24 protein-coding genes and 1 tRNA gene are annotated in these 20791 nt (G+C 54.5%); 9 read left to right on the top strand and 16 right to left on the bottom strand.

Annotation, left to right across the window (positions count from 1 at the left end):
- The 4 genes from ACR0DU_RS03225 (at window position 1) to ACR0DU_RS03240 (ending at window position 3197) form a co-directional block, all read left to right on the top strand.
- Window positions 1–435, top strand: coding sequence for a hypothetical protein (locus ACR0DU_RS03225; protein WP_170470295.1), 435 nt, complete (start codon window positions 1–3; stop codon window positions 433–435).
- Window positions 435–1445, top strand: coding sequence for a branched-chain amino acid ABC transporter permease (locus ACR0DU_RS03230; RefSeq protein WP_170778557.1), 1011 nt, complete (start codon window positions 435–437; stop codon window positions 1443–1445). The genes ACR0DU_RS03225 and ACR0DU_RS03230 overlap by 1 nt, the downstream gene beginning before the upstream one ends.
- Window positions 1442–2755 (top strand): branched-chain amino acid ABC transporter permease, encoded by a 1314-nt coding sequence (locus tag ACR0DU_RS03235; RefSeq protein ID WP_170778555.1) that lies wholly within the window; start codon window positions 1442–1444, stop codon window positions 2753–2755. The genes ACR0DU_RS03230 and ACR0DU_RS03235 overlap by 4 nt, the downstream gene beginning before the upstream one ends.
- Window positions 2756–2942: 187 nt before the next feature.
- Window positions 2943–3197: a hypothetical protein gene (locus ACR0DU_RS03240; RefSeq protein WP_010440186.1), complete on the top strand. Its 255-nt coding sequence runs from the start codon at window positions 2943–2945 to the stop codon at window positions 3195–3197.
- A 44-nt stretch (window positions 3198–3241) separates the two neighbouring features.
- Here ACR0DU_RS03240 and ACR0DU_RS03245 read toward each other — a convergent pair whose 3' ends face one another.
- The gene (locus ACR0DU_RS03245) at window positions 3242–4789 is read right to left on the bottom strand and encodes a helicase HerA-like domain-containing protein (RefSeq protein WP_480872452.1); all 1548 of its coding nucleotides are present in this window, start codon (window positions 4787–4789) and stop codon (window positions 3242–3244) included.
- A gap of 452 nt (window positions 4790–5241) precedes the next feature.
- Here ACR0DU_RS03245 and ACR0DU_RS03250 point away from each other — a divergent pair, with 452 nt between their 5' ends.
- A complete protein-coding gene (locus ACR0DU_RS03250; RefSeq protein WP_480872454.1) occupies window positions 5242–5835 on the top strand; it encodes an invasion associated locus B family protein in 594 nt (197 codons plus the stop codon).
- A gap of 49 nt (window positions 5836–5884) precedes the next feature.
- Here the strand turns inward: ACR0DU_RS03250 and ACR0DU_RS03255 are convergent, their stop codons facing one another.
- From ACR0DU_RS03255 to ACR0DU_RS03270, 4 genes are read right to left on the bottom strand one after another with little or no spacing between them, the layout of a single operon-like run.
- Window positions 5885–7093: a beta-ketoacyl-[acyl-carrier-protein] synthase family protein gene (locus tag ACR0DU_RS03255; RefSeq protein WP_010440189.1), complete on the bottom strand. Its 1209-nt coding sequence runs from the start codon at window positions 7091–7093 to the stop codon at window positions 5885–5887.
- Between the two features lie 8 nt (window positions 7094–7101).
- Window positions 7102–7359, bottom strand: coding sequence for an acyl carrier protein (locus ACR0DU_RS03260; RefSeq protein WP_010440190.1), 258 nt, complete (start codon window positions 7357–7359; stop codon window positions 7102–7104).
- A gap of 32 nt (window positions 7360–7391) precedes the next feature.
- Window positions 7392–8483 (bottom strand): UDP-3-O-(3-hydroxymyristoyl)glucosamine N-acyltransferase, encoded by a 1092-nt coding sequence (gene lpxD / locus ACR0DU_RS03265; protein WP_480872456.1) that lies wholly within the window; start codon window positions 8481–8483, stop codon window positions 7392–7394.
- A gap of 34 nt (window positions 8484–8517) precedes the next feature.
- Window positions 8518–10119: a L,D-transpeptidase family protein gene (locus tag ACR0DU_RS03270; protein WP_480872458.1), complete on the bottom strand. Its 1602-nt coding sequence runs from the start codon at window positions 10117–10119 to the stop codon at window positions 8518–8520.
- A gap of 345 nt (window positions 10120–10464) precedes the next feature.
- Here ACR0DU_RS03270 and mepK point away from each other — a divergent pair, with 345 nt between their 5' ends.
- Window positions 10465–11034 carry a peptidoglycan L,D-endopeptidase MepK gene (gene mepK / locus ACR0DU_RS03275; RefSeq protein ID WP_010440193.1) on the top strand — a complete coding sequence of 190 codons (570 nt, stop codon included), beginning with the start codon at window positions 10465–10467 and terminating at the stop codon, window positions 11032–11034.
- Between the two features lie 126 nt (window positions 11035–11160).
- Here mepK and ACR0DU_RS03280 read toward each other — a convergent pair.
- The 10 genes from ACR0DU_RS03280 to iscR form a co-directional block, all read right to left on the bottom strand.
- Window positions 11161–11237, bottom strand: a tRNA-Arg gene (locus ACR0DU_RS03280).
- A gap of 55 nt (window positions 11238–11292) precedes the next feature.
- The gene (locus tag ACR0DU_RS03285) at window positions 11293–12513 is read right to left on the bottom strand and encodes a cysteine desulfurase (protein WP_480605776.1); all 1221 of its coding nucleotides are present in this window, start codon (window positions 12511–12513) and stop codon (window positions 11293–11295) included.
- A 13-nt stretch (window positions 12514–12526) separates the two neighbouring features.
- A complete protein-coding gene (locus tag ACR0DU_RS03290) occupies window positions 12527–13084 on the bottom strand; it encodes a Yip1 family protein (protein ID WP_480872460.1) in 558 nt (185 codons plus the stop codon).
- The gene (locus ACR0DU_RS03295; protein ID WP_010440201.1) at window positions 13081–13566 is read right to left on the bottom strand and encodes a YIP1 family protein; all 486 of its coding nucleotides are present in this window, start codon (window positions 13564–13566) and stop codon (window positions 13081–13083) included. The genes ACR0DU_RS03290 and ACR0DU_RS03295 overlap by 4 nt, the downstream gene beginning before the upstream one ends.
- Complete coding sequence (sufD, locus tag ACR0DU_RS03300; RefSeq protein ID WP_480872461.1) at window positions 13566–14846, bottom strand: Fe-S cluster assembly protein SufD; 1281 nt, start codon at window positions 14844–14846, stop codon at window positions 13566–13568. The genes ACR0DU_RS03295 and sufD overlap by 1 nt, the downstream gene beginning before the upstream one ends.
- Window positions 14846–15601, bottom strand: coding sequence for a Fe-S cluster assembly ATPase SufC (sufC, locus tag ACR0DU_RS03305; protein WP_010440203.1), 756 nt, complete (start codon window positions 15599–15601; stop codon window positions 14846–14848). The genes sufD and sufC overlap by 1 nt, the downstream gene beginning before the upstream one ends.
- Window positions 15602–15653: 52 nt before the next feature.
- Window positions 15654–15857, bottom strand: a complete 204-nt coding sequence (locus ACR0DU_RS03310) for a hypothetical protein (RefSeq protein WP_010440204.1) — start codon at window positions 15855–15857, stop codon at window positions 15654–15656.
- Window positions 15857–17377, bottom strand: coding sequence for a Fe-S cluster assembly protein SufB (sufB, locus tag ACR0DU_RS03315; protein ID WP_170778541.1), 1521 nt, complete (start codon window positions 17375–17377; stop codon window positions 15857–15859). Before sufB ends, ACR0DU_RS03310 begins: the two co-directional genes overlap by 1 nt.
- Window positions 17378–17395: 18 nt before the next feature.
- A complete protein-coding gene (locus ACR0DU_RS03320) occupies window positions 17396–18439 on the bottom strand; it encodes a cysteine desulfurase family protein (RefSeq protein WP_010440206.1) in 1044 nt (347 codons plus the stop codon).
- Between the two features lie 54 nt (window positions 18440–18493).
- Window positions 18494–18952 carry a Fe-S cluster assembly transcriptional regulator IscR gene (iscR, locus tag ACR0DU_RS03325; RefSeq protein WP_010440207.1) on the bottom strand — a complete coding sequence of 153 codons (459 nt, stop codon included), beginning with the start codon at window positions 18950–18952 and terminating at the stop codon, window positions 18494–18496.
- Window positions 18953–19128: 176 nt separating this feature from the next.
- On the opposite strand from iscR, the gene ACR0DU_RS03330 reads away from it, so the two are divergent.
- Window positions 19129–19782, top strand: coding sequence for an alpha/beta hydrolase (locus ACR0DU_RS03330; RefSeq protein WP_010440208.1), 654 nt, complete (start codon window positions 19129–19131; stop codon window positions 19780–19782).
- A complete protein-coding gene (locus ACR0DU_RS03335) occupies window positions 19782–20027 on the top strand; it encodes a hypothetical protein (RefSeq protein WP_010440209.1) in 246 nt (81 codons plus the stop codon). The genes ACR0DU_RS03330 and ACR0DU_RS03335 overlap by 1 nt, the downstream gene beginning before the upstream one ends.
- Window positions 20028–20104: 77 nt before the next feature.
- Here ACR0DU_RS03335 and ACR0DU_RS03340 read toward each other — a convergent pair whose 3' ends face one another.
- Entirely contained in the window at window positions 20105–20236 is a 132-nt protein-coding gene (locus ACR0DU_RS03340) for a hypothetical protein (protein ID WP_259462621.1), read from the bottom strand.
- Window positions 20237–20381: 145 nt separating this feature from the next.
- Between ACR0DU_RS03340 and ACR0DU_RS03345 the strand changes: the two genes are divergently transcribed.
- Window positions 20382–20756 (top strand): DMT family transporter, encoded by a 375-nt coding sequence (locus ACR0DU_RS03345; RefSeq protein ID WP_010440210.1) that lies wholly within the window; start codon window positions 20382–20384, stop codon window positions 20754–20756.
- Window positions 20757–20791: the final 35 nt, after the last annotated feature.

Below are 20791 nucleotides of genomic sequence, written 5' to 3' on the forward strand. Positions count from 1 at the left end.
GTGAAGATACCTGCAACATTGATCATTGCCTCATTAACCGGCGCTGCTTATGCGGAGGAGTGCTTTCTAAGTGAAGTCTGTGAACACGAAGAAGAGTGCGTGGGTTCAACATTCGATATCGAGTTCGTCGGCAATCCACCCAATCAAGTTCGAAGTAATTTCGGGGAATTCAGAATTGATGGCACCTCTGCGGCTGGCGAGACGACTTCCAAGTTACGCCTTTCGAGTGGAACAGAGTATGTGGTCACATCCAAAAACTCATTGATGATTGCGTCTCAAAAGAGAGAAAATGGCAACTCGATCATATACTTTGTACGAACACCACCATCAATGCTGACGGCTACGTTCGTTGCCGTTCCGCAGAAATATGTCGATTACTCAGAGACCTTCAATGCGCGTCGCGTATTTGAGGGTGATTGCGAGCAGGAGTTTTAATGGACTTCCTCAACGCCCTTGTGGCGCTCTCCAACTTCGTCCTTGTTCCCGCAATCGCCTATGGCAGCCAGTTGGCGCTGGGCGCGTTGGGGGTGACGCTAATCTACGGCATCCTGCGGTTTTCGAACTTTGCCCATGGCGACACCATGGCCTTTGGTGCGATGATTGCCGTGCTGGTCACGTGGGGCTTGCAGGCCGCCGGTGTCAGTTTTGGGCCGTTGCCGACCGCTCTGCTCGCCCTGCCCTTTGCCGTTCTGGGATGTATTGTTCTAGTGCTGATCACAGACCGGCTGGTTTATAGGTTCTACCGGGAACAAAAGGCCAAACCGGTTATTCTGGTGATCGTTTCGATGGGCGTGATGTTCATCATGAACGGGCTGGTGCGGTTCATCATCGGGCCGGATGACCAGAGGTTCTCAGACGGTGCGCGGTTCCTGATTAAAGCGCGGGATTTCAAGGCTTGGACGGGACTGAACGAGGGGCTTGCGATCAAGACCTCGCAAGCCATCACGGTTGTTGTCGCTGTGGTAGCTGTTGCCGCCTTGTTCTGGTTCCTCAACAAGACCCGCACCGGCAAGTCGATGCGCGCCTATTCGGATAACGAGGATTTGGCCCTGCTATCCGGCATCAACCCCGAACGTGTGGTGATGATCACTTGGATCATCGTCGCCGCCCTGGCGACCACGGCGGGTGTGCTTTACGGGCTCGACAAAAGCTTCAAGCCTTTCGTCTATTTCCAGCTTTTGCTGCCGATCTTCGCCTCGGCCATTGTTGGCGGACTCGGCAACCCTCTGGGCGCCATTGCTGGCGGGTTCATCATCGCGTTTTCCGAAGTAACAGTCACCTATGCGTGGAAGAAGGTGCTGACCTATCTGGCACCGGAAAACCTGGAACCGTCAGGGTTGGTTCAGTTCCTGTCCACCGACTACAAATTCGCCGTCAGCTTCGCCATCTTGCTGATCGTGCTGCTGTTTAAGCCGACAGGCCTGTTCAAAGGAAAAGTAATATGAGCGAGCCCGTCAAAAACACACTGCTATTTGTTGTCGTTGGCAGCCTGATCCTGTTGACCGGGTTCACGCAAAGTTGGAACGCCGCGATCCTGATCCTGAACATGGGCCTGATCTCAGCCATCATGTCGATCGGAGTGAACCTGCAATGGGGCTTTGCGGGCCTCTTCAACGTCGGTGTCATGGGCTTTGTCGCGCTGGGCGGGCTTGCGGTTGTTCTGGTCTCAACCCCACCGACGCCCGGCGCATGGTCAAGTGGAGGATACGGTGTCATCCTTTCGCTTCTGCTGGGCGCGGCGACGGTGGTCGCGGCCGTTATGGTCGCGCAGAAGATGCCCAAGGGACGCACACGGACATTTGCAATCATCGGCATTCTGGTCGTTGGCTTTTTTGTTTACCGCGCAATCTTTGATCCCAATGTTGCTTCGATCGAAGCGATTGATCCTGCTGTAGCAGGCAATATCGGCGGGCTGAACCTGCCGGTCCTATTCGCTTGGCCGGCTGGAGGGCTGCTGGCCGCGGGCGCGGCCTGGCTGATCGGTAAAACCGCTCTGGGTTTGCGGTCGGACTATCTGGCGATTGCTACGCTTGGGATCGCCGAAATCATCATCGCGGTTATGAAAAACGAAGACTGGTTGGCCCGAGGGGTCAAGAATGTCTACGGCATTCCGCGCCCCGCACCAGTGGTGGGCTATGAGGTTGAGCTGCAGCAAGACCCCTCTTTCATCGCGCGGGCCGAATGGTTCGGGCTGGACCCCGTCACCGCCTCGACCCTATCCGTGAAGCTTGGGTATTCGTTGCTGTTCCTCATCGTGTTGCTGATACTGCTCTGGATGGCTCAGATGGCGCTAAAAAGTCCTTGGGGCCGCATGATGCGTGCCATTCGTGACAACGAAGTCGCGGCTGAGGCGATGGGCAAGGACGTCACCCGCCGCCACTTGCAAATCTTTGTTCTGGGTTCGGCCATCTGCGGCGTTGCCGGTGCAATGATGACCACGCTCGACGGGCAGCTGACACCAGGTACCTACAACCCTCTGCGATTCACCTTCCTAGTTTGGGTCATGGTCATCGTCGGCGGATCGGGCAACAACTTCGGAGCCGTACTGGGAGCGTTCTTAATCTGGTTCTTGTGGGTGCAGGTTGAACCCATAGGACTGTGGCTGATGAACCTGATTACCGCAGGAATGCCCGATGGCAGCGCTTTGAAATCGCATCTGATAGACAGCGCAGCACATATGCGGTTGTTCACGATGGGACTTATTCTGCTGATTGTTCTCAGATTCAGCCCAAGAGGGTTGATCCCAGAGAAATAAGCAAAATTTCGTGAGAAATTCCCCTAACACGCCGTGATCCGGCGCGTTTTATTGTGCGGAAGATCAGAAAGGGCTAAACCTGCACACTGCGAACCACCACATCGCTGCTGTGCCGAGCTCTGTGCGAGATTGGCGCAGGGTTGTTAACGATCTGAACGTTTACCAGGATGAGAGCATCGACCTCGCTATGAACAAACCACTCAAAATATTCGCTATGGCCGTTCCGACATTGGCAGTGTTATCGGCCTGCGTACCCACGCCCGAGGAATTGGAAACCACACCGGTCAAGGTGCAGACACCAAAAGGGGTCGTGACCTGCCAGCTTTACCGGCATGACAGGGTCAGCTGGGATCGTGCGATCGATTTCCCTGCCACAAAGATGTCGGTGCCCGAGGCAGACAACTACTGCAAACAAGAAGGCCTGCGCCGATTGAAGCGCTGACCGGGCGGCGTGCGACCTGTTGATCGCGCGCCTGATCCTACGTTTCAGCGATTGCGAAACAATCCGCCCAGGATGCCGCGAACGATACGGCGACCTGTCGTTCCTTTCAGCTCTTTGATCACGGCCTCGCTCATGGCCGTGGCGAAAGTATCCTTCTTTCGCGAGACACGCGAAGAAGAGCGCCCGACACGACTGCCCGAATATCTGCGGGCCGAGGCATATTCCCGTTCCATCGGGCTCTGCTGCTCCAAAACTTCATCGGATTCGGCCTGTTCAGCCGCGTTGGCCGCCGCATTGGCTCGGGCCTGCAGTATCTCAAAGGCAGACTTGCGATCGATCCGGGTGCCGTATTTGGCACCCATCGGAGACGTTTCGATGAACGATTGACGCTCAGCCTCGGTTATCGGACCAAGTTGAGAACCCGGCGGTCGGATCAGGGTACGTTCGACGACACCCGGGACCCCTTTTTTTTGCAGCATCGAGGTTACCGCCTCGCCCACGCCGACTTCGCGAATGGCGGCCTCGGTATCGAAGGCGGGATTCTCGCGATAGGTCTCTGCCGCCAGACGCAGGTTTTTTCGGTCGCGTGCGGTAAATGCCCTAAGCGCATGCTGGATCCGATTGCCCAGTTGGCCGAGGATATCTTCGGGAATGTCGGCTGGGTTTTGCGAGATAAAGTATACGCCCACACCTTTCGATCGGATAAGCCGCGCCACTTGTTCGACCTTGTCCACCAGTACTTTCGGAGCGTCCTCGAACAGTAAATGCGCCTCGTCAAAGAAGAACACCAGCTTGGGTTTTTCCGGATCACCAACTTCGGGCAATTCCTCGAAGAGTTCACTGAGCAACCATAACAAGAAAGTCGCATATAGACGCGGCGACCCCATCAATTTGTCCGAGGCCAGAATGTTCACCATACCTTGCCCGCTTTCGTCAGTTTGCATCAGATCTGCAAGTTCCAGCGCAGGCTCACCGAACAGGTTCGTGCCGCCCTGATTTTCAAGCACCAGCAAACGCCGCTGAATGGCACCAATCGATGCCGTGGAAACGTTGCCATATCGTAGCGACAGCTGGGCTCGGTTTTCGCCAATCCAGACCAGCAATGCCTGTAGGTCTTTCAAGTCCAGCAGCGGCATGCCCTCTTCATCCGCGACCCTAAAGGCGATATTCAGAATACCTTCCTGCGCCTCGCTAAGCTCCATCAGTCTGGATAACAGCAGCGGGCCCATCTCTGTCACGGTCGTTCGGACGGGATGGCCTTGTTCACCGAACAGGTCCCAAAAAGTAACCGGGCACGCGGTGTACGAGAATGTATCGAACCCGATCTTTGCAGCGCGGTCCTGAAAGGCTTGATGCAGCTTGTGACTTTCGCTTCCGGGCAGCGCCAATCCCGACAAATCACCTTTGACATCGGACAGAAACACCGGAACACCGGCTTGCGAAAACCCCTCGGCCAGAATTTGCAGCGTTACCGTCTTACCTGTTCCGGTCGCGCCGGCGATAAGACCATGGCGGTTCGCGTATTTCAATGACAACCCCTGTGCCACTGAGTATCCATCACCGCCGCCGCCTACGAATATTTTGTTGTCCATTAAGAAACTGTCCTGAGTTCTACCGATCTGCTGCAAGCATACAAAGTTAACCTTTCGCTGCGAGAGTAAATGTTGCTCATCGTGGTCTGACTGCGGTGGCAAACTTCCTCCCTGTCGACTGGCCGTGCCTTCGGGCACGGCTTTTTTATGAATTCTGACCAAATCCAACGATATCGGTTCTTTTTTTGGGGGTTAGCAGTTGACCGATGGGTTTCGCTTTCGTAACGTCTGCGCATAACTAAGTCGGCCAGTCCGACGGGGAGAAAAATTCAAGAAGGGAGCCGCTCCACCGGCTCCCTTTTTCATTGCCTGTTCACTGCTTAATTTGCTGTGTTTGGCGCGTATCGGCAAAAAATTGAGTAATTTGCAGACCGTCGTTCGGATTGTTCCTGACACCGCCCTACAACAATGTTAGACGAGGCAAAAAGCTGGATCATCAAGATGAGGCATTTATGATCAGGAAATTGGCACCCCTTAGCATCGTGGCGGCAGGACTTTTCTGCACCACGGCCCTGGCGCAGGAAAGCACCGACGCTCCGGAATCCGGGGCCGAGGTCGGTTCTGATCTGGATTTAGGCCAGACCGGCCCCCGGATTGGCGAGCAATATGAGAAAGAGCAATCGGGCGATTGGAAAATTTCTTGCATCAAATCCGATGCTAACCAGGATCCGTGCGCCATGGTTCAGATTCTGAACAATCAGCAAGGCGATCCAATCGCCGAGGTGTCGATCGGTAAGTTGCCGCAAGGAGGTGCCGCCGTCGCTTGGGCAAACGTCGTGGTTCCGCTTGAAACACTTCTGCAGGCTCAGTTGGCGGTTTCAATCGATGGTGCGCCGCGCAAGTTGTATAACTATCATCACTGTGTCCCGGTAGGATGTCTTGCGCAACTAGGACTGACTCAGGGCGATATCGATGCCATGAGATCGGGATCCACTGCAGTGCTCTCGCTGGTCCCAGCCCGCCTGCCGGATCAGGTGCTGAACATGGAGATGTCGCTAAGCGGTTTCACCGCAGCATTTGACGGCCTGACTGAGTCAGCAAACTGATACCGAATTTAGTTAAAACCCGAGCCGTTGCTTAACAGCGACGGCTTTTTTATATCCGCTTTAGCGCGAGAACGGCATTCAATCCGCCAAAGGCAAACGCGTTGCTAAGTGCGACATCGACCTTCGCCTCACGCGCTTCGTTCGGCACCACATCGAGTGCACATTCGGGGTCAGGCTCTTCATAGCCGATAGTCGGGGCGACAATTCCGTCGCGTAAGGCCATGATACAAGCCAGCAACTCGACCGCGCCAGTTCCACCAATCAAATGACCATGCATTGATTTAGTGGACGAGATCATGAGGTCGTCTGCATGAGGGCCAAACACATCAGCAACGGCAGCGCATTCGGTTTTGTCATTGGCAGCCGTGCCAGTGCCATGCGCGTTGATATACCCCACGTCACTTGCGTTTAATTTGGCATCCGCCAAGGCACCGGCCATCGCCCGAGAAGCCCCTTGTTTGCTTGGCATAACGATGTCAGCCGCATCTGAAGACATGGCAAAGCCCACGACTTCACACAGAATTTCAGCGCCACGCGCACGCGCATGTTCATATTCTTCGAAGACAAAGACACCCGCTCCTTCGCCTTGCACCATCCCGTTTCGGTTCGCACTGAATGGGCGGCAGGCATCTTTGGACATGACACGAAGCCCTTCCCACGCCTTAACACCGCCAAAGCACAGCATCGATTCCGACCCACCAGTCACCATGGCTGGTGCAGCCCCACTGCGCACCATCTGAAACGCCTGTGCCATGGCATGATTCGATGATGCACAAGCAGTCGACACCGTGAAGCTGGGGCCTTTTAGGTTGTGTTCCATCGAAACGTGGCTGGCTGCCGCATTGTTCATCAATTTGGGGACAACAAATGGATGCACCCTGTTTTTACCGTCCTCGTAGACCGAACGGTAGTTGTCATCCCAGGTTGAAACACCGCCCCCGGCGGTCCCCAAAACAACGCCTGACCGTGCCGCGGTATCGCCCGAGAACACAATGCCTGACTGGTCAATCGCCTCTTTGGCAGCGGTCAGCGTGAACTGTGTGAACCGATCATACAGCGTCATCTGCTGACGATTGAACCGCCCCTCAGCCTCAAAACCGCGCACTTGCCCGCCGATCTTGATCGACAACCGGTCTACATCACGGAACTCAAGATCTGAGATACCGCATCGGCCTTCACGCATGGCTTCCAGCGTATCGGGGACAGAATGACCCAGCGAATTGATGGTGCCCGCACCCGTAATGACGACGCGTCTCATACCGGAGGTCAGACCTTTTCCGATACAAGTTTTTCTATGCCCGCAATAATCGCGGCCACGTTTGAAATATCGAAATCACTCGCGGTGGGTTCGTTCGCGTTGAAGGGCACCGTGATATCAAACTCTTCTTCGATGGCAAAGATGCTCTCAACCAAACCCAGGCTATCGATGCCCAAATCCTCGAGCGTGCTGTCGGGCGTCACATCCGAAGGCTCAAGCACGGCCTGCTCGGCAATGATTGCAATGACGCGGTCGCTGATGCTCATCTCGATCCCCTGGTTATCTTGTTGGGGTTGATTTAATCGCTTGGAGGCAGTTTGGAAACAGCCTTTTTCAACGCCTCAACGTCACGGGCCAAACGGGGCAATCGGCGTTGGGCTTTGTAAATTTCTGTGTGGCTTTCCATTTTGACCCCTGGATAACCCATAATCACGCGGCCAGCAGGCACATTCGACAGTATCTTGGTGCCTCCACCGGATATTACCCCATCACCGATAAAGATGTTGTCGGCAACGCCTGTCTGACCACCCAATACAACGTTATTTCCGATCTCAACTGAACCGGATACTCCGGTCTGACCACATAGCAAGCAATCCTGCCCCACGCGCGTGTTGTGACCCACATGTACAAGGTTATCCAACTTGGACCCGCTTCCGATCACGGTATTGCGGATAGTGCCGTTGTCGACGGTACAGTTCGACCCAACTTCAACATCGTCACCAATCTCGACCGCCCCAAGTGAGTGAATGCGCAACCAGCTTTGCGCTTTTGCATCCCCTTGATCGCCAAGTGTTTTCCGCGCGTTTTCTGCGCCTGATACCTCAGGCGTGACGTAGCTGAACCCGTCACCTCCGATACGCGCGCCCGGCTGAGCAATAAATCGATCGCCAATCTGCGCCCGTGCCCCGATGCTTACCATCTCGCGAAGCAGAGCGCCTTCACCCAGCGCTGCATCCATTCCAATCACGCAATGCGCGCCGATAACCGAACCCTTACCGATCTTTGCCCGCGCTCCGATCACGGAGAGCGGACCGACCGATACGTCCTCTCCAATCTCTGCAGTTTCATCGATAACAGCCGATGGGTGGATCCCCAGTGCAATGCCCTGCCCGCGATCCAGCATCGATGTTATTCCGGCCATCGCCATACGCGGGCGCTGTACAAAGATGGCCGCCTCAAGACCCAATGCCCGCCAATCCGCCCCATCCCAAAGTACAGCGGCCCGCGCCGCGCCATTCGCCAAGGCCTCGGCATATTTGGGCGACATTGCCATCGCCAGATCGGTTGGTCCCGCATCACCTGGCTCGGCTGCGCGAAGGATCGTCAAACTCGTCTGACCCTCGGCCACAGCACCAAGAGCGTCGGCGATTTGCTGAACTGTGAATTGCATGCGGGCTTCCTCGTGGCGCGTAGTTGCCCCGTGATTACCCCTGAACGTCCGGCAGGGCTACCCCTGCCTTTTGCAATGCCTCCCAGATCTTGCGATCACGGTCATATACATCACGGCGATATTGAACCTCACCCTTCGGTCCGACATAGGCCGTTCTGTAGATCAGATGCACCGGCACCGGGTTTTCAAGGTTCACCTTCGTCTCTTTTCCAGTGTTCAACACACGATGGAAGAAAGATTTTGGATCCTCTTCCTGTTTGGCCAGCAATGCATATGCAAATTCAAATGGCTGCGCCAATCGAATACATCCGTGTGAGAAAGCCCGAACCTCGCGCGCGAACAAAGATTTCTGTGGTGTATCATGGAGATAGATGTTGTGCTTGTTCGGGAACATGAACTTCACCAGACCCAGCGCGTTGCTTCTGCTTGGTGGTTGACGCATCGAGAACGGGAAGTTCCTTGCGGTGAACTGGGTGAAATCAACAGCGCCCCGGTTAACTTGCCGCCCCCCACGATCAGTAATCTGGATATGCCCCACTGCGTTCGGGTTAGCTTGTAATTTCGGCAGGTACTCTTTGGTAATGATCGAGCGCGGGACATACCAGCTGGGGTTGATCACCATATGCTCCATCTCGTCCGAAAACTCTGGACTACGGCGATCATGTGTATTTTTGCCAATGACTGCGCGTGTCTCGAACGTGACCTGACCGTCATCAACGATCTTTGCCGAAAAGTCTGCCTGATTCACCAGAATGTGGCGCTCACCACGTTCTTCGGGCAACCAACGCTCACGTTCCAAAGCAACGTAAACCGCTTTCAGACGGTCGGATACTGGCCGATTGATCTCGGTGATGGTTCCATTACCTGCAACGCCATCCGGTTCAAGCCCATGTGCGGTTTGAAACGCCTGAACGGCAGCAAGCAACACGTCATCATAGTTGGGGCTTGCAGTGGGTTTCAAATAACCCATAGCAACCAACCGATTGCGCAATTTGATCACATTCGCGCCTGTGTCTCCGCGCTCAAGCTTTGTGACAGGAACGGTCTCACCCCACCCGCCCTGTTCGATCAGCGTTTCGAGCGCAATTTTCTGCTTCATCAAAGCGCGATACTGGCGTGATTGAGGCATAATCTCACGGAAGTACTCATCACCATCGCCGGCAACAAGACGCTTCAGGTGTTCTTGCGTGCTGCGCCGTTCAACATCCCGTACAAGGCCAGCATCGATTTGCGAAGGTGAAGTAACACCGGACTGTATATCGTTGGCATATTTAGCAAAAACTTGACTTAGCTCAGCCTCGATCAAACCTAAATCACGGGTTGTTCTGGCGTCCTGCATCTTCGCGATCAATGCTGAGACATCATAGCGCGCGCGTGGAAGCCCATGCATGTCGATTGTTGACAAAGCCTTGATCAAGGCAGCGCGCCGCGCTTCATGTTCAGGAGTGCTGCCTACCCACACCGGATCAAACGCATTTTTTCGGTAGAATTCAGCGATCGCAGTGTTTGAAATCGTGCTTTCAGCCACCGCCATCTGGAAGGCGGTGCCAGATGTCCCCGCCAATGCGACAGAAGCTGAAACTGCCACAAAGGCAGCTGCAAATACACTAGAACGAGCGCGAGAAACAAACGACATCAGATAGCCTTGGTTATTCAATGATTTGCCGCAAAATTTCTACGGCGTTTAGAAATAATGTTTGGAGGCGCAGTCAATGTCTATTCACAAATATATCAATTAGCCTCTTCTTTTTACCGTGATGCGTGTTTGCATCGTTGGAACTTGGATTGCAGAATTATCATGCATGTTTGCATCAGTTGCGCAAAAAACTGCCGAAAATTCCCCCTTGATTAAGGCGCAGGCAAAGACTCCTTGGCGGATGATTCCGACTGTGCAATAAATCCCGCATCTGGGATGGGATAAAAATTAATACAGCACGCGTAACATCGTGTGCAGGCAGGAACAGTACGGGACGAAACTAAAATGACCAAGAGCAGTACATCGGGCTTGACCCGGCGTGCCCTATTGGGCGCATTCGCCGCAACGGCGGTTGTCGCGGCACCAACCTATTCCAAAGCAGCAGGTTTTCTTCGCGGCGGTGGCGACATCCGCCGCATTCGTATGTATTCGGGCCGCACCGGTGAGCGGATCGATATGGTATATTGGGTTGATGGAAAATATATCAAGGACGCGGTGAAAGAGGTTAACCACTTCATGCGTGATTGGCGCAGCGACCAGGTCAAGGACATGGACCTGCGCACGATCGACATCATGGCTGCGGCGCATAATATGCTGGATGTAAGCGAACCCTATATGCTGCTGTCTGGTTACCGCTCTCCGCAAACCAATGCCATGCTGCGCCGTCGCTCTCGCGGTGTCGCCAAGAATTCCTTGCATATGAAAGGTCAGGCTGCAGACTTGCGTTTATCCTCGCGCTCGGTCTCGCAAATGGCGAAAGCTGCAATTTCCTGCCGCGCCGGGGGCGTTGGCCAGTACTATCGGTCGAATTTCGTGCATATGGATTGCGGTGTCATCCGTTCCTGGCGCGGCTGATTTAACTCATAATCCCGTACCATAATGTGAACCCCCTCAGTTATCTCTGTTGGGGGTTTTGTTTTGTCGGCAGCTAGATTGCATACCAATCGCTACTGAGTGGAGCAAAAACAAACACAAGAGAAGTGGCGCACCTGAGAGGATTCGAACCTCTGGCCTCTGCCTTCGGAGGGCAGCGCTCTATCCAGCTGAGCTACAGGTGCCTTGGCCGTTAGCTACCCTCGTTCCAATCCGGGTGCAACTGCAAATGCGACCACATCAGGCAAACAGATCGTGGGCCAATTCCAAAGCATCGATCAGCGTGTCGACCTCTTCGGTCGTGTTGTAGAGGCCGAAGCTGGCGCGGCAGGTGGCGGTGACACCCAGATGGTCCATAAGCGGCCCCGCGCAGTGATGGCCCGCACGCACTGCGACACCCTTTTTGTCAAGTATCGTCGAAACATCGTGGGCATGCCCTGCCCCGTCCAGCGTAAAGCTGAAGATTGCGGCCTTGTCGGATGTGGTTCCCTGAACCTGCAGCCAGTTCAGCCCGTTCAGTCGTTGCATCGCATAGTCGCGCAGTCCCGCCTCATGTGATGCGATGTTCTCCATGCCCAAGTCCATCATGTAATCCAGCGCAACGCCCATACCGATGGTCTGCACGATGCCCGGCGTTCCGGCTTCGAACTTCATCGGTGGATCATTGTAGATCACCTGATCTTTTGACACCTCTTTGATCATGTCGCCGCCCCCGATAAAGGGACGCATTTCGGCCATGCGTTCCGATTTGATGAATATCGCACCTGAACCGGACGGTCCGTACAACTTGTGGCCCGTTATCGCGTAAAAGTCGCAGCCGATATCCTCGACATTCACGGGCATATGGACAGCGCCTTGGCTACCGTCCACCAGTACCGGAACACCTTTGGCGTGGGCCGCTTGTGTGATCGATTTGACGTCGACCACAGTGCCTAAAACGTTTGAACACTGCGTCACCGCCACCAGCTTTGTCTTCGGACCGATCGCATCGATGACAGCTTGTGGATCAAGATAACCGGTTGCGTCCACATCAACCCACTTCAGAACGACGCCCTGCCGTTCGCGCAAGAAATGCCAGGGTACTATATTTGCGTGATGCTCCATCACGCTGAGCACGATCTCGTCCCCCGCCTGCAGATGCGGCATCGCCCAACCGTAAGCGACGAGATTGATCCCCTCGGTCGTACCCGAGTTCAATACAATCTCTTCCTCGTTCGAAACGCCCAGAAAACGCGCGACAGTGCCCCGGACGGACTCGTACTTTTCGGTCGCAAGATTGGACAGGTAGTGGAGCCCGCGATGAACGTTCGAATACTCATGGGCATAGGCCTGCGTGACTGCGTCAATAACAGCCTGAGGCTTTTGCGCGGATGCGCCATTGTCGAGATAGGTCAGAGGCTTTCCGTTGACCTGTCGCGACAGGATCGGAAAGTCGGCGCGAATTTTCTGTACGTCATACATGGACAAAGGTTCCCTATACAGGCGACAGCCAGAGGACAAACGGGATAGCCACGAGGCCAGACAATAGGATCACCAGAAACGATTTACCCAGCGATTGAAATCGATGCGCTTCGTTGAGGAAATGTAAGGTGATGTAGAGGCTCAGTACCAGCATCGCGAAGCTTGCCGGTAAGAACAAAAACGGCAGCACCGAGACCAATGTCAGAATGATCGCCTGCCCGATAATCTGCAGGATCTGCAGCCAGACGACCAGAGTCATGAGGTCGTTGAACGACCCCTCTCCACCCAGTACCCGCCCTACCAAGAGGAAAGCAACGACGCTGATCAGAATCGCGGCAACTGATACAAACAAGGTCCGCGATAAAGGCTCGGCAATTTGTTGAACCTCTGGGTTAATAAACGGCATGATAAAGCCGGACAGAGTTTGAACCAGCGCATTCAGGATCACGGCAAGAAAGAATGCAATCCACAGCACGTCTGGACCAAAGCGCATCGCCAGCAATCGCTTGGCAGCCTCGGCCGGGTTTGTCAGGGTCAGGACGACCATATTCAGCAGCACGGCAGAGTTCATTTAATGGCCTTTTGCGATTGTCTGAGACCGGACAACCAGAACCAGGTAAAAATCGCAACCCATAACATTCCGGCTAGCGTTTGTTCCGGGCCCGGACCGATAAAGCCCGCGACCAACCCGTTCAACAACACCAATGGGGCCGATGCCAACAACGCCCAGAACAACGCCAGCCTTGCGCCATAGCCGTTTCCACGGCCTCCAAAAACCCGCGCTACGAGTTGTGAGAGCCAAGCCAGAAGATAAAAGAACAGAGGAAGTATGAAGACCGAGCCCAACAAAGCGCCGCCCATGAGCATGTTCAGTTCCAGCCCCTCAATGTGGGCACGGCGTGCAAGGCTTGGCAATTGGGCGATAAAACCAACTACACAGAAGGCCATCACAAATGCCAGCGCTCGATCTTCACGCGGGCCCATATCCAACAGGCGACGCACAACACGCCCCGGTCCGCGATACGTGGCAACGATATCTGTTGTGACGGACATCAGCGGCGGCGTGCCAGCCAATCTTGCAATCGTGTGACAATCACTTCGGCCAGAGCTTCATCTTCGATTTCCTGAACCGCTTCCGCGAGGAAAGCCAAAGTCAGCATATCCGTCGCCTCTTTGGTGGGAACACCACGCGATCGCAGGTAGAACAGCGCTGTTTCGTCAATCGCACCAGAGGTCGAGCCGTGCGAACAGGCGACGTCATCCGCGTAGATTTCCAACTCGGGCTTGGCGAGAAACTGGCTGTCCTCATCCAGCAGCAACGATTGGCTGATCTGATATCCATCGGTTTTCTGCGCCCCCGCTTTGACGAGGATCTTTCCCTGAAAGACACCTGTCGCCCCGTTGCGCAACACCTTCTTGAACACCTGACGGCTTTCGCAATTCACCGCATCGTGGGTCACAAATACCGTGTCGTCATGGTGGAATTCACCATCTCCAACGCAAGCACCCGCAACATGGACCACGGCATCGTCGCCGGTAAGCTCAACCACCTGCTCGTTCCGAGTCAGAACACCGTTCACAGTAAGTGTGAAGGATTTGTACACAGACTCCTTTCCCATTCGAGTGAACATATGCGTCGCTGCTCGCCGCTGATGATCGCGACCCTGCGCGCGAACATGGTGCAGCGTACCGCCATCGGCGATATCGATCTCCATACATTTGTTAAAACGCGATGCGGCCGGGCCATTTTCAAGGATGGTCACCTCGGCGCCGCTTTCGACACGAACTACATGGTGCAGGATCGCATCCGAGGTTTCCGAAGCATGGCGATAGATCAGGCTGATCGGTTTGGCAGGTTTTCCGGTCACATGGATGGCAACACCATCTGACGCAAATGCAGTGTTCAATGCCGCCAGAGGGCGATGCACCGGAGTCTGACCATTTGCTTCAAGAACACCGTATAACTCTTTGGCCCAATGGATATCTTTGCAGCAGATATCTTCCAACCTGTCGATAGTGACACCTTCCATCGACAGTTCGTCTGACTCTTCAGGGCTAAATACACCATCGATGAAGACAATCTTCAGCCGGTCAAACTCGTTGAACATCGGCGCTTCGTCGTTCTGAAACAACGCCGCCGCGGGTGCTTGTGCCGAGATCAATGTATCGGGCTGGGTATACTTCCAGTATTCATCCCGACGCCCGGGCAGTCCCATTTCGCGCACCCGCGCCAAAGCAGCCTCACGCGCCTTACGCGTGCATCCCGCATCTGGCATGGTCAGAGCTGCAAGCCGCTCTTCCGTCGCCGTCTGTTTTGCTTGAGCGAGAGCCATCAGTTTACCTCGGCCAGAATGTCAGCATACCCATTGTGCTCAACTTCCAGAGCCAACTCGGGTCCACCGGATTTGACGATACGGCCATCGGCCATGATGTGCACGACGTCTGGTTTGATGTGATCCAGCAAACGCTGATAATGCGTGATAACAAGGAAACCGCGCCCTTCGTCGCGCAACGCATTCACGCCTTCCGATACCAGCTTCATCGCATCCACATCGAGCCCCGAGTCAGTCTCGTCAAGGATGCATAACTTGGGCTCAAGCATTGCCATCTGCAGGATTTCGTTGCGCTTTTTCTCACCACCCGAGAATCCGACATTGACTGGGCGTTTCAACATATCCGCGTCGATCTTCAGCGCCTTTGCCTTGGCGCGGATTTCTTTCAGGAAATCCGCTGCAGACAGTTCTTCCTGACCACGTGCCTTACGCTGAGCATTCACCGCTGTGCGCAAGAACGTCATGTTACCGACACCGGGAATCTCAACCGGATATTGGAATGCGAGAAATACACCAGCAGCTGCGCGCTCTTCCGGCTCCATCTCAAGCAGATCTTCGCCCTCAAGTGTGGCGGTACCATCTGTCACTTCATATCCGTCCCGACCGGACAAGACATAGCTAAGCGTAGATTTGCCAGAGCCATTCGGCCCCATGATCGCATGAACCTTGCCGGCCTCAACAGTGAGATCGACGCCTTTGAGGATTTGTTTGTCTTCTTCCTCAAGTTTTACGTGCAGGTTTTTGATTTCCAGCATTTTTTGTCCTTTTGCATCTCGCAAGGGGCGCAGATTGACCCCTGATAATTGTCTATCCCAGCACCTTGCGGATCACCCGAGCGATGATCCAACCCAGCAGCGCGCCTCCGCCCACTGCCCAGACCGGGTTGATGAAGTCCATGTATTTCGTGTTGACGTATGCCACCCCCAACAGGCCGCCGATCACCGGCAGCGCGTAGCCAAGCGCTGTCAGCACATCATCCTTGCGGATACGTTGTTGTGGCTTTGGCGTCATCAGCCGACCGATCCCTCTAGGCTGATCGCAACCAATTGCTGAGCCTCCATCGCGAATTCCATCGGCAGCGCCTGCAGCACGTCCTTGCAGAACCCGTTGACAACAAGCGCCACGGCCTCTTCCTCGTCCATGCCGCGCTGACGGCAATAGAACAACTGATCCTCGTCGACCTTCGAAGTCGTCGCCTCATGCTCGACACGGGACGAGTTGTTTTTGACCTCGATATACGGAACCGTGTGCGCCCCGCACTTGTCACCAATCAGCAAGCTGTCGCATTGGGTATAATTGCGGCTGTCCTTGGCCTTAGGATGCATCGAGACCAGTCCGCGATAGGTGTTCTGCGCTTTACCAGCACTGATACCTTTCGACACGATCCGCGACTTGGTGTTCTTGCCCAGATGAACCATCTTCGTGCCAGTATCGGCCTGCTGCATGTTGTTCGTGATTGCGATCGAGTAGAACTCACCCTGGCTGTCATTGCCACGCAGGATACAGGACGGGTATTTCCATGTGACCGCGGAACCGGTTTCAACCTGCGTCCACATCACCTTGGAGCGATCACCGCGGCAATCGGCGCGTTTGGTCACGAAGTTGTAGATACCACCTTTGCCGTTCTCATCACCGGGGAACCAGTTTTGAACGGTCGAATACTTCACCTCAGCATCTTCTTCGATGATGATTTCCACCACGGCCGCGTGCAGCTGTGCAGTGTCGCGCTGTGGTGCAGTACAACCTTCCAAGTAACTGACATAACTGCCCTTGTCGGCAATGATCAGCGTCCGTTCGAACTGTCCCGTATTTTCCGCGTTGATGCGGAAATAGGTGCTCAATTCCATTGGACAGCGGACACCCGGTGGCACATAGACAAACGAACCATCCGAAAACACAGCCGAGTTCAGAGTGGCATAGAAATTGTCGGATACCGGAACCACGGTTCCGAGATATTTCTTCACCAGTTCCGGATGTTCTCGTATCGCCTCGGAGATCGAGCAGAAGATAACACCCGCTTTTTTCAGCTCTTCCTGGAAAGTCGTGCCAACCGAAACCGAGTCAAACACCGCATCAACGGCGACCTTGCGCCCCTCGGCTGGCGCATCTTCGGCACCTTCAACTCCGGCAAGAATCATCTGTTCTTTCAGAGGGATACCCAGTTTCTCGTATGTCGCAAGCAGCTTGGGGTCGACCTCATCCAAGGATTTGGGTTTCTCTTCCATCGATTTCGGACGGGCATAATAATACTGGTCCTGAAAATCGATTTCGGGATAACTGACCATGGCCCAGTTCGGTTCTTCCATCTTGGTCCAGCGTTCGAACGCAGCGAGACGCCACTCGGTCATCCACTCGGGCTCATCATTCTTGCCTGAAATCAGTTTGACGATATCGGGGTTTACCCCCTTCGGGGCGTACTCCATCTCGATTTCAGTTTCCCAGCCGTATTTGTAGGTTCCAACCTCGCGTACCGCATCCACGGTTTCCTGATCGACACCTTCTTTTACCTGGGTCTGGTCCAAAGCGGCCATAAGACACCCTCCGTCAGATCACGCGGCGCGCGCGCGATGCTTTTTCTCTTTCTCAAGCCACGTTTCCGCAAAACGCAGCACATTCTCTTCCGTCGTCTCGGGACCAAGCGAAACGCGTATCGCACTGGCCGCCGCGTGTTCATCGAATCCCATGGCCGTCAGCACAGCACTGGCGCGCACTTTGCCACTGGAGCAGGCTGAGCCTGCACTGATCGCAAATCCTGACAAATCCATCTGCATGACCTGGGTTTCTCCCTTCCAGCCCGGAGTGGCAAAGCACAACGTGTTGGGGAGTCGCTCCTGATCTTTCCCGACAAAAATAGTAGATTTCGATCCGGCCTCAAGAGCGTTTTCTAGAATATTTCTAAGTTCACGAACTTTTTCCCAGACACCATTTGCAAGATCGCGGGATGCAGCTTCAGCAGCAGCGCCGAAGCCCGCGATTCCGATAACATTCTCAGTGCCCGAGCGACGACCCATCTCCTGCCCGCCACCTTTGATTTGCGCGGCCAAATCCGTGCCGCGTTTCATCACCAACGCACCGATCCCTTTGGGACCGCCCAGTTTGTGTGCTGAAATCAACGCCATTTCCGCGCCCAACCAGTTGAACGCAACTGGTAGCTTTCCAAACGCCTGAGTGGCGTCAGTTACGGCCAGATCAGACGGGAGAGTTTGAATGATGCCCGTCTCGGAGTTTGCAAGTTGCAATGCCGTAAAGGCGGGATCTGAAACCGTAACTTGCCCGTCTTTCGACACTGGTAACACTTCATTGGCCCACGCACGTACCGCATCATGCTCGATCGCGGCCCCCTGCAGACCACGTCCTGACATCGCCAACGCCGCCGCTTCGGTGGCGCCCGAGGTAAAGACGATGTCTGCGCCATCCGCCCCAAATGCGATGGCAATCTGTGCGCGTGCTCTCTCGACCACTGCCTTTGCGGCACGGCCCTCGGCGTGAACGGATGACGGATTGCCGGCCAGATCCATCGCGGCAATCATTGCAGCGCGGGCTTCGGGCCTTAATGGAGCCGTCGCATTATGATCGAGATAAACCCGTTTCATAGATACATCTTTTCCAACATGGATTCCTGTGGAACGAAAATCTGTTTCATCAGCTCAGTCGTCCACGACCGCAAACAAGTTTGGAACTGCGGGGCACGGTGCCAGATCATTTCGGATCACATCCGACAACCGCGTTTGATGCAGGAACACATACACATGTGCGCTCAAGCTTTCCCACAAACGATTGGTCAGGGATTGCGCCCGACTGCCGGACGAAGCACCCGATGCCCCCGCCCCTTTGTGCATCGCATCGACGGTTTCATCTACCGCAGCCAAAATCTCAACCACTCGAATTTCGGATGCAGGGCGCGCAAGACGATAACCTCCACCCGGACCCCGAACCGAGCTGACCAACTCAGCGCGACGCAGTTTTACAAAAAGCTGTTCCAGATAAGGAAGAGAAATATCCTGGCGCTCGGAAATCTCACCAAGTGTAACAAGCTTGTCAGAGGATTGCAGAGCAATATCCGCCAGAGCAACCATCGCATAGCGTCCTTTGGTCGACAGCTTCATTTGAATTCCTTAAGGCAAGAACCGCGAAAACATTGACGCCGCCGCAGCCAGTGCGTATCTCCCACTGACAGCGTTTTCACGCGACACAATGTAATTAGAACCGTTCTAAGGTGCCTGACGATTACCGTCAAGATAATCTCGGGGCCGAGGCGTCAAAAAACAGGACTAGAGCACACATGCCCGAGGTGATTTTTCCCGGACCCGAAGGCCGCCTGGAAGGCCGCTACCACCCGCAAAAGGAAAAAGACGCACCGATCGCAATCGTGCTGCATCCGCACCCTCAATTTGGCGGGACCATGAATAACAAGGTGGTCTACAACTTGCACTATGCCTTCTACAACATGGGCTTTACGGTTCTGCGCTTTAACTTCCGTGGCGTAGGCCGCAGCCAAGGCGAATATGATCAGGGTGTTGGCGAGCTTAGCGATGCCGCGTCGGCGCTGGATTATCTTCAGTCCATGAACAACAACTCCAAGCATTGCTGGGTTGCAGGATTCTCATTCGGCGCCTGGATCGGAATGCAACTGCTGATGCGTCGTCCCGAGATCACCGGCTTTATTAGCGTGTCACCCCCGGCGAACATGTATGATTTTTCTTTCCTGGCCCCCTGCCCGTCTTCCGGCCTGATCATCAACGGGTCGTCAGACCGCGTTGCACCCCCTGCGGATACCACTTCGCTGGTTAGCAAATTGCACGAGCAAAAAGGGATCACAATCACGCATCACGAGGTTGAAGGCGCGGATCACTTCTTCCAGGATCGCCACATGGACACGCTGATGACCGACGTGACGGATTATGTGAAGCGTCGCCTGACCGAGAATACGCGCTGATGTCTGATACCATCACCACCCTTGCCTCGAGATTGGCAGAGGATACGATGAAGGTCATGGACGAAACCGGTGAGGACCGGTTTTATGTGGAAGTCGGCGAGCTTTTGGGCGCGTCGTCTCAGACGCTGGAAGAAGCGTTTTTGACCGAAGTTCGGGTACGGCTCGCAGAACGCAAGGCCCGTAAGTTTGTGGTCAAGAAATTGTCCGATCATCGCTCAAAACTCAAAGCGATCGAGAAGCAGTAAAAATTGAATGCAATCTTATTGCGAACAAAAGAAAAGGAGCCCGAAAGCTCCTTTTCGTCAAATCGTTCGGTGGGCGCCTAAACTGGAGTACCCTCTAACCGCTCAACATTCTGGGCTGCATCAATGTCGACGGACCCCCCGTCTGCAAGCCACCCTAGCGCCACGATCAACACCGAAACGATAATGACTGATTTTGCAAATGTCGTCACTCAATCAAACTCGTTAAAAACTAACTAAAACACCCAATCCTCTATCATGCCTCAGGAATATCAAATAGTCAGGTTTACCTGACCTTTGGTAAAGTGACTCTTTATTCTGCGCAGCCAGAATCCTCTTGCCCGGCAATAGCCAACTATGGTCAACCTTCCGCGACACTTCGGAAAGGCATCAATCTTGCCCAAAACATATTTTATCCTGCTGCTGGCGGTCATTGCGGAAACCATTGGGACCACTGCACTGCAAGCCAGCCATCAGTTCACCCGCTTTTGGCCCTCTGCCCTGGTGGTCGTTGGCTATGGCAGCGCATTCTATCTTATGGCGCTCACTCTGAAAGTGATGCCTGTCGGGATTGTCTATGCAATCTGGTCAGGACTGGGGATTTTCCTAATAGCACTGATTGGTTTTCTGGTATTTGGTCAGAAACTCGACTGGCCGGCGATCCTGGGGCTTGTTCTGATACTGTCTGGAATTCTGATCATTCACCTGTTTTCTTCGACCGCGGGTCACTGAACGCCGGTTAGGGCTGGTATATTTTGTCGCGCCGC

Source organism: Ruegeria sp. G2, assembly GCF_056533505.1.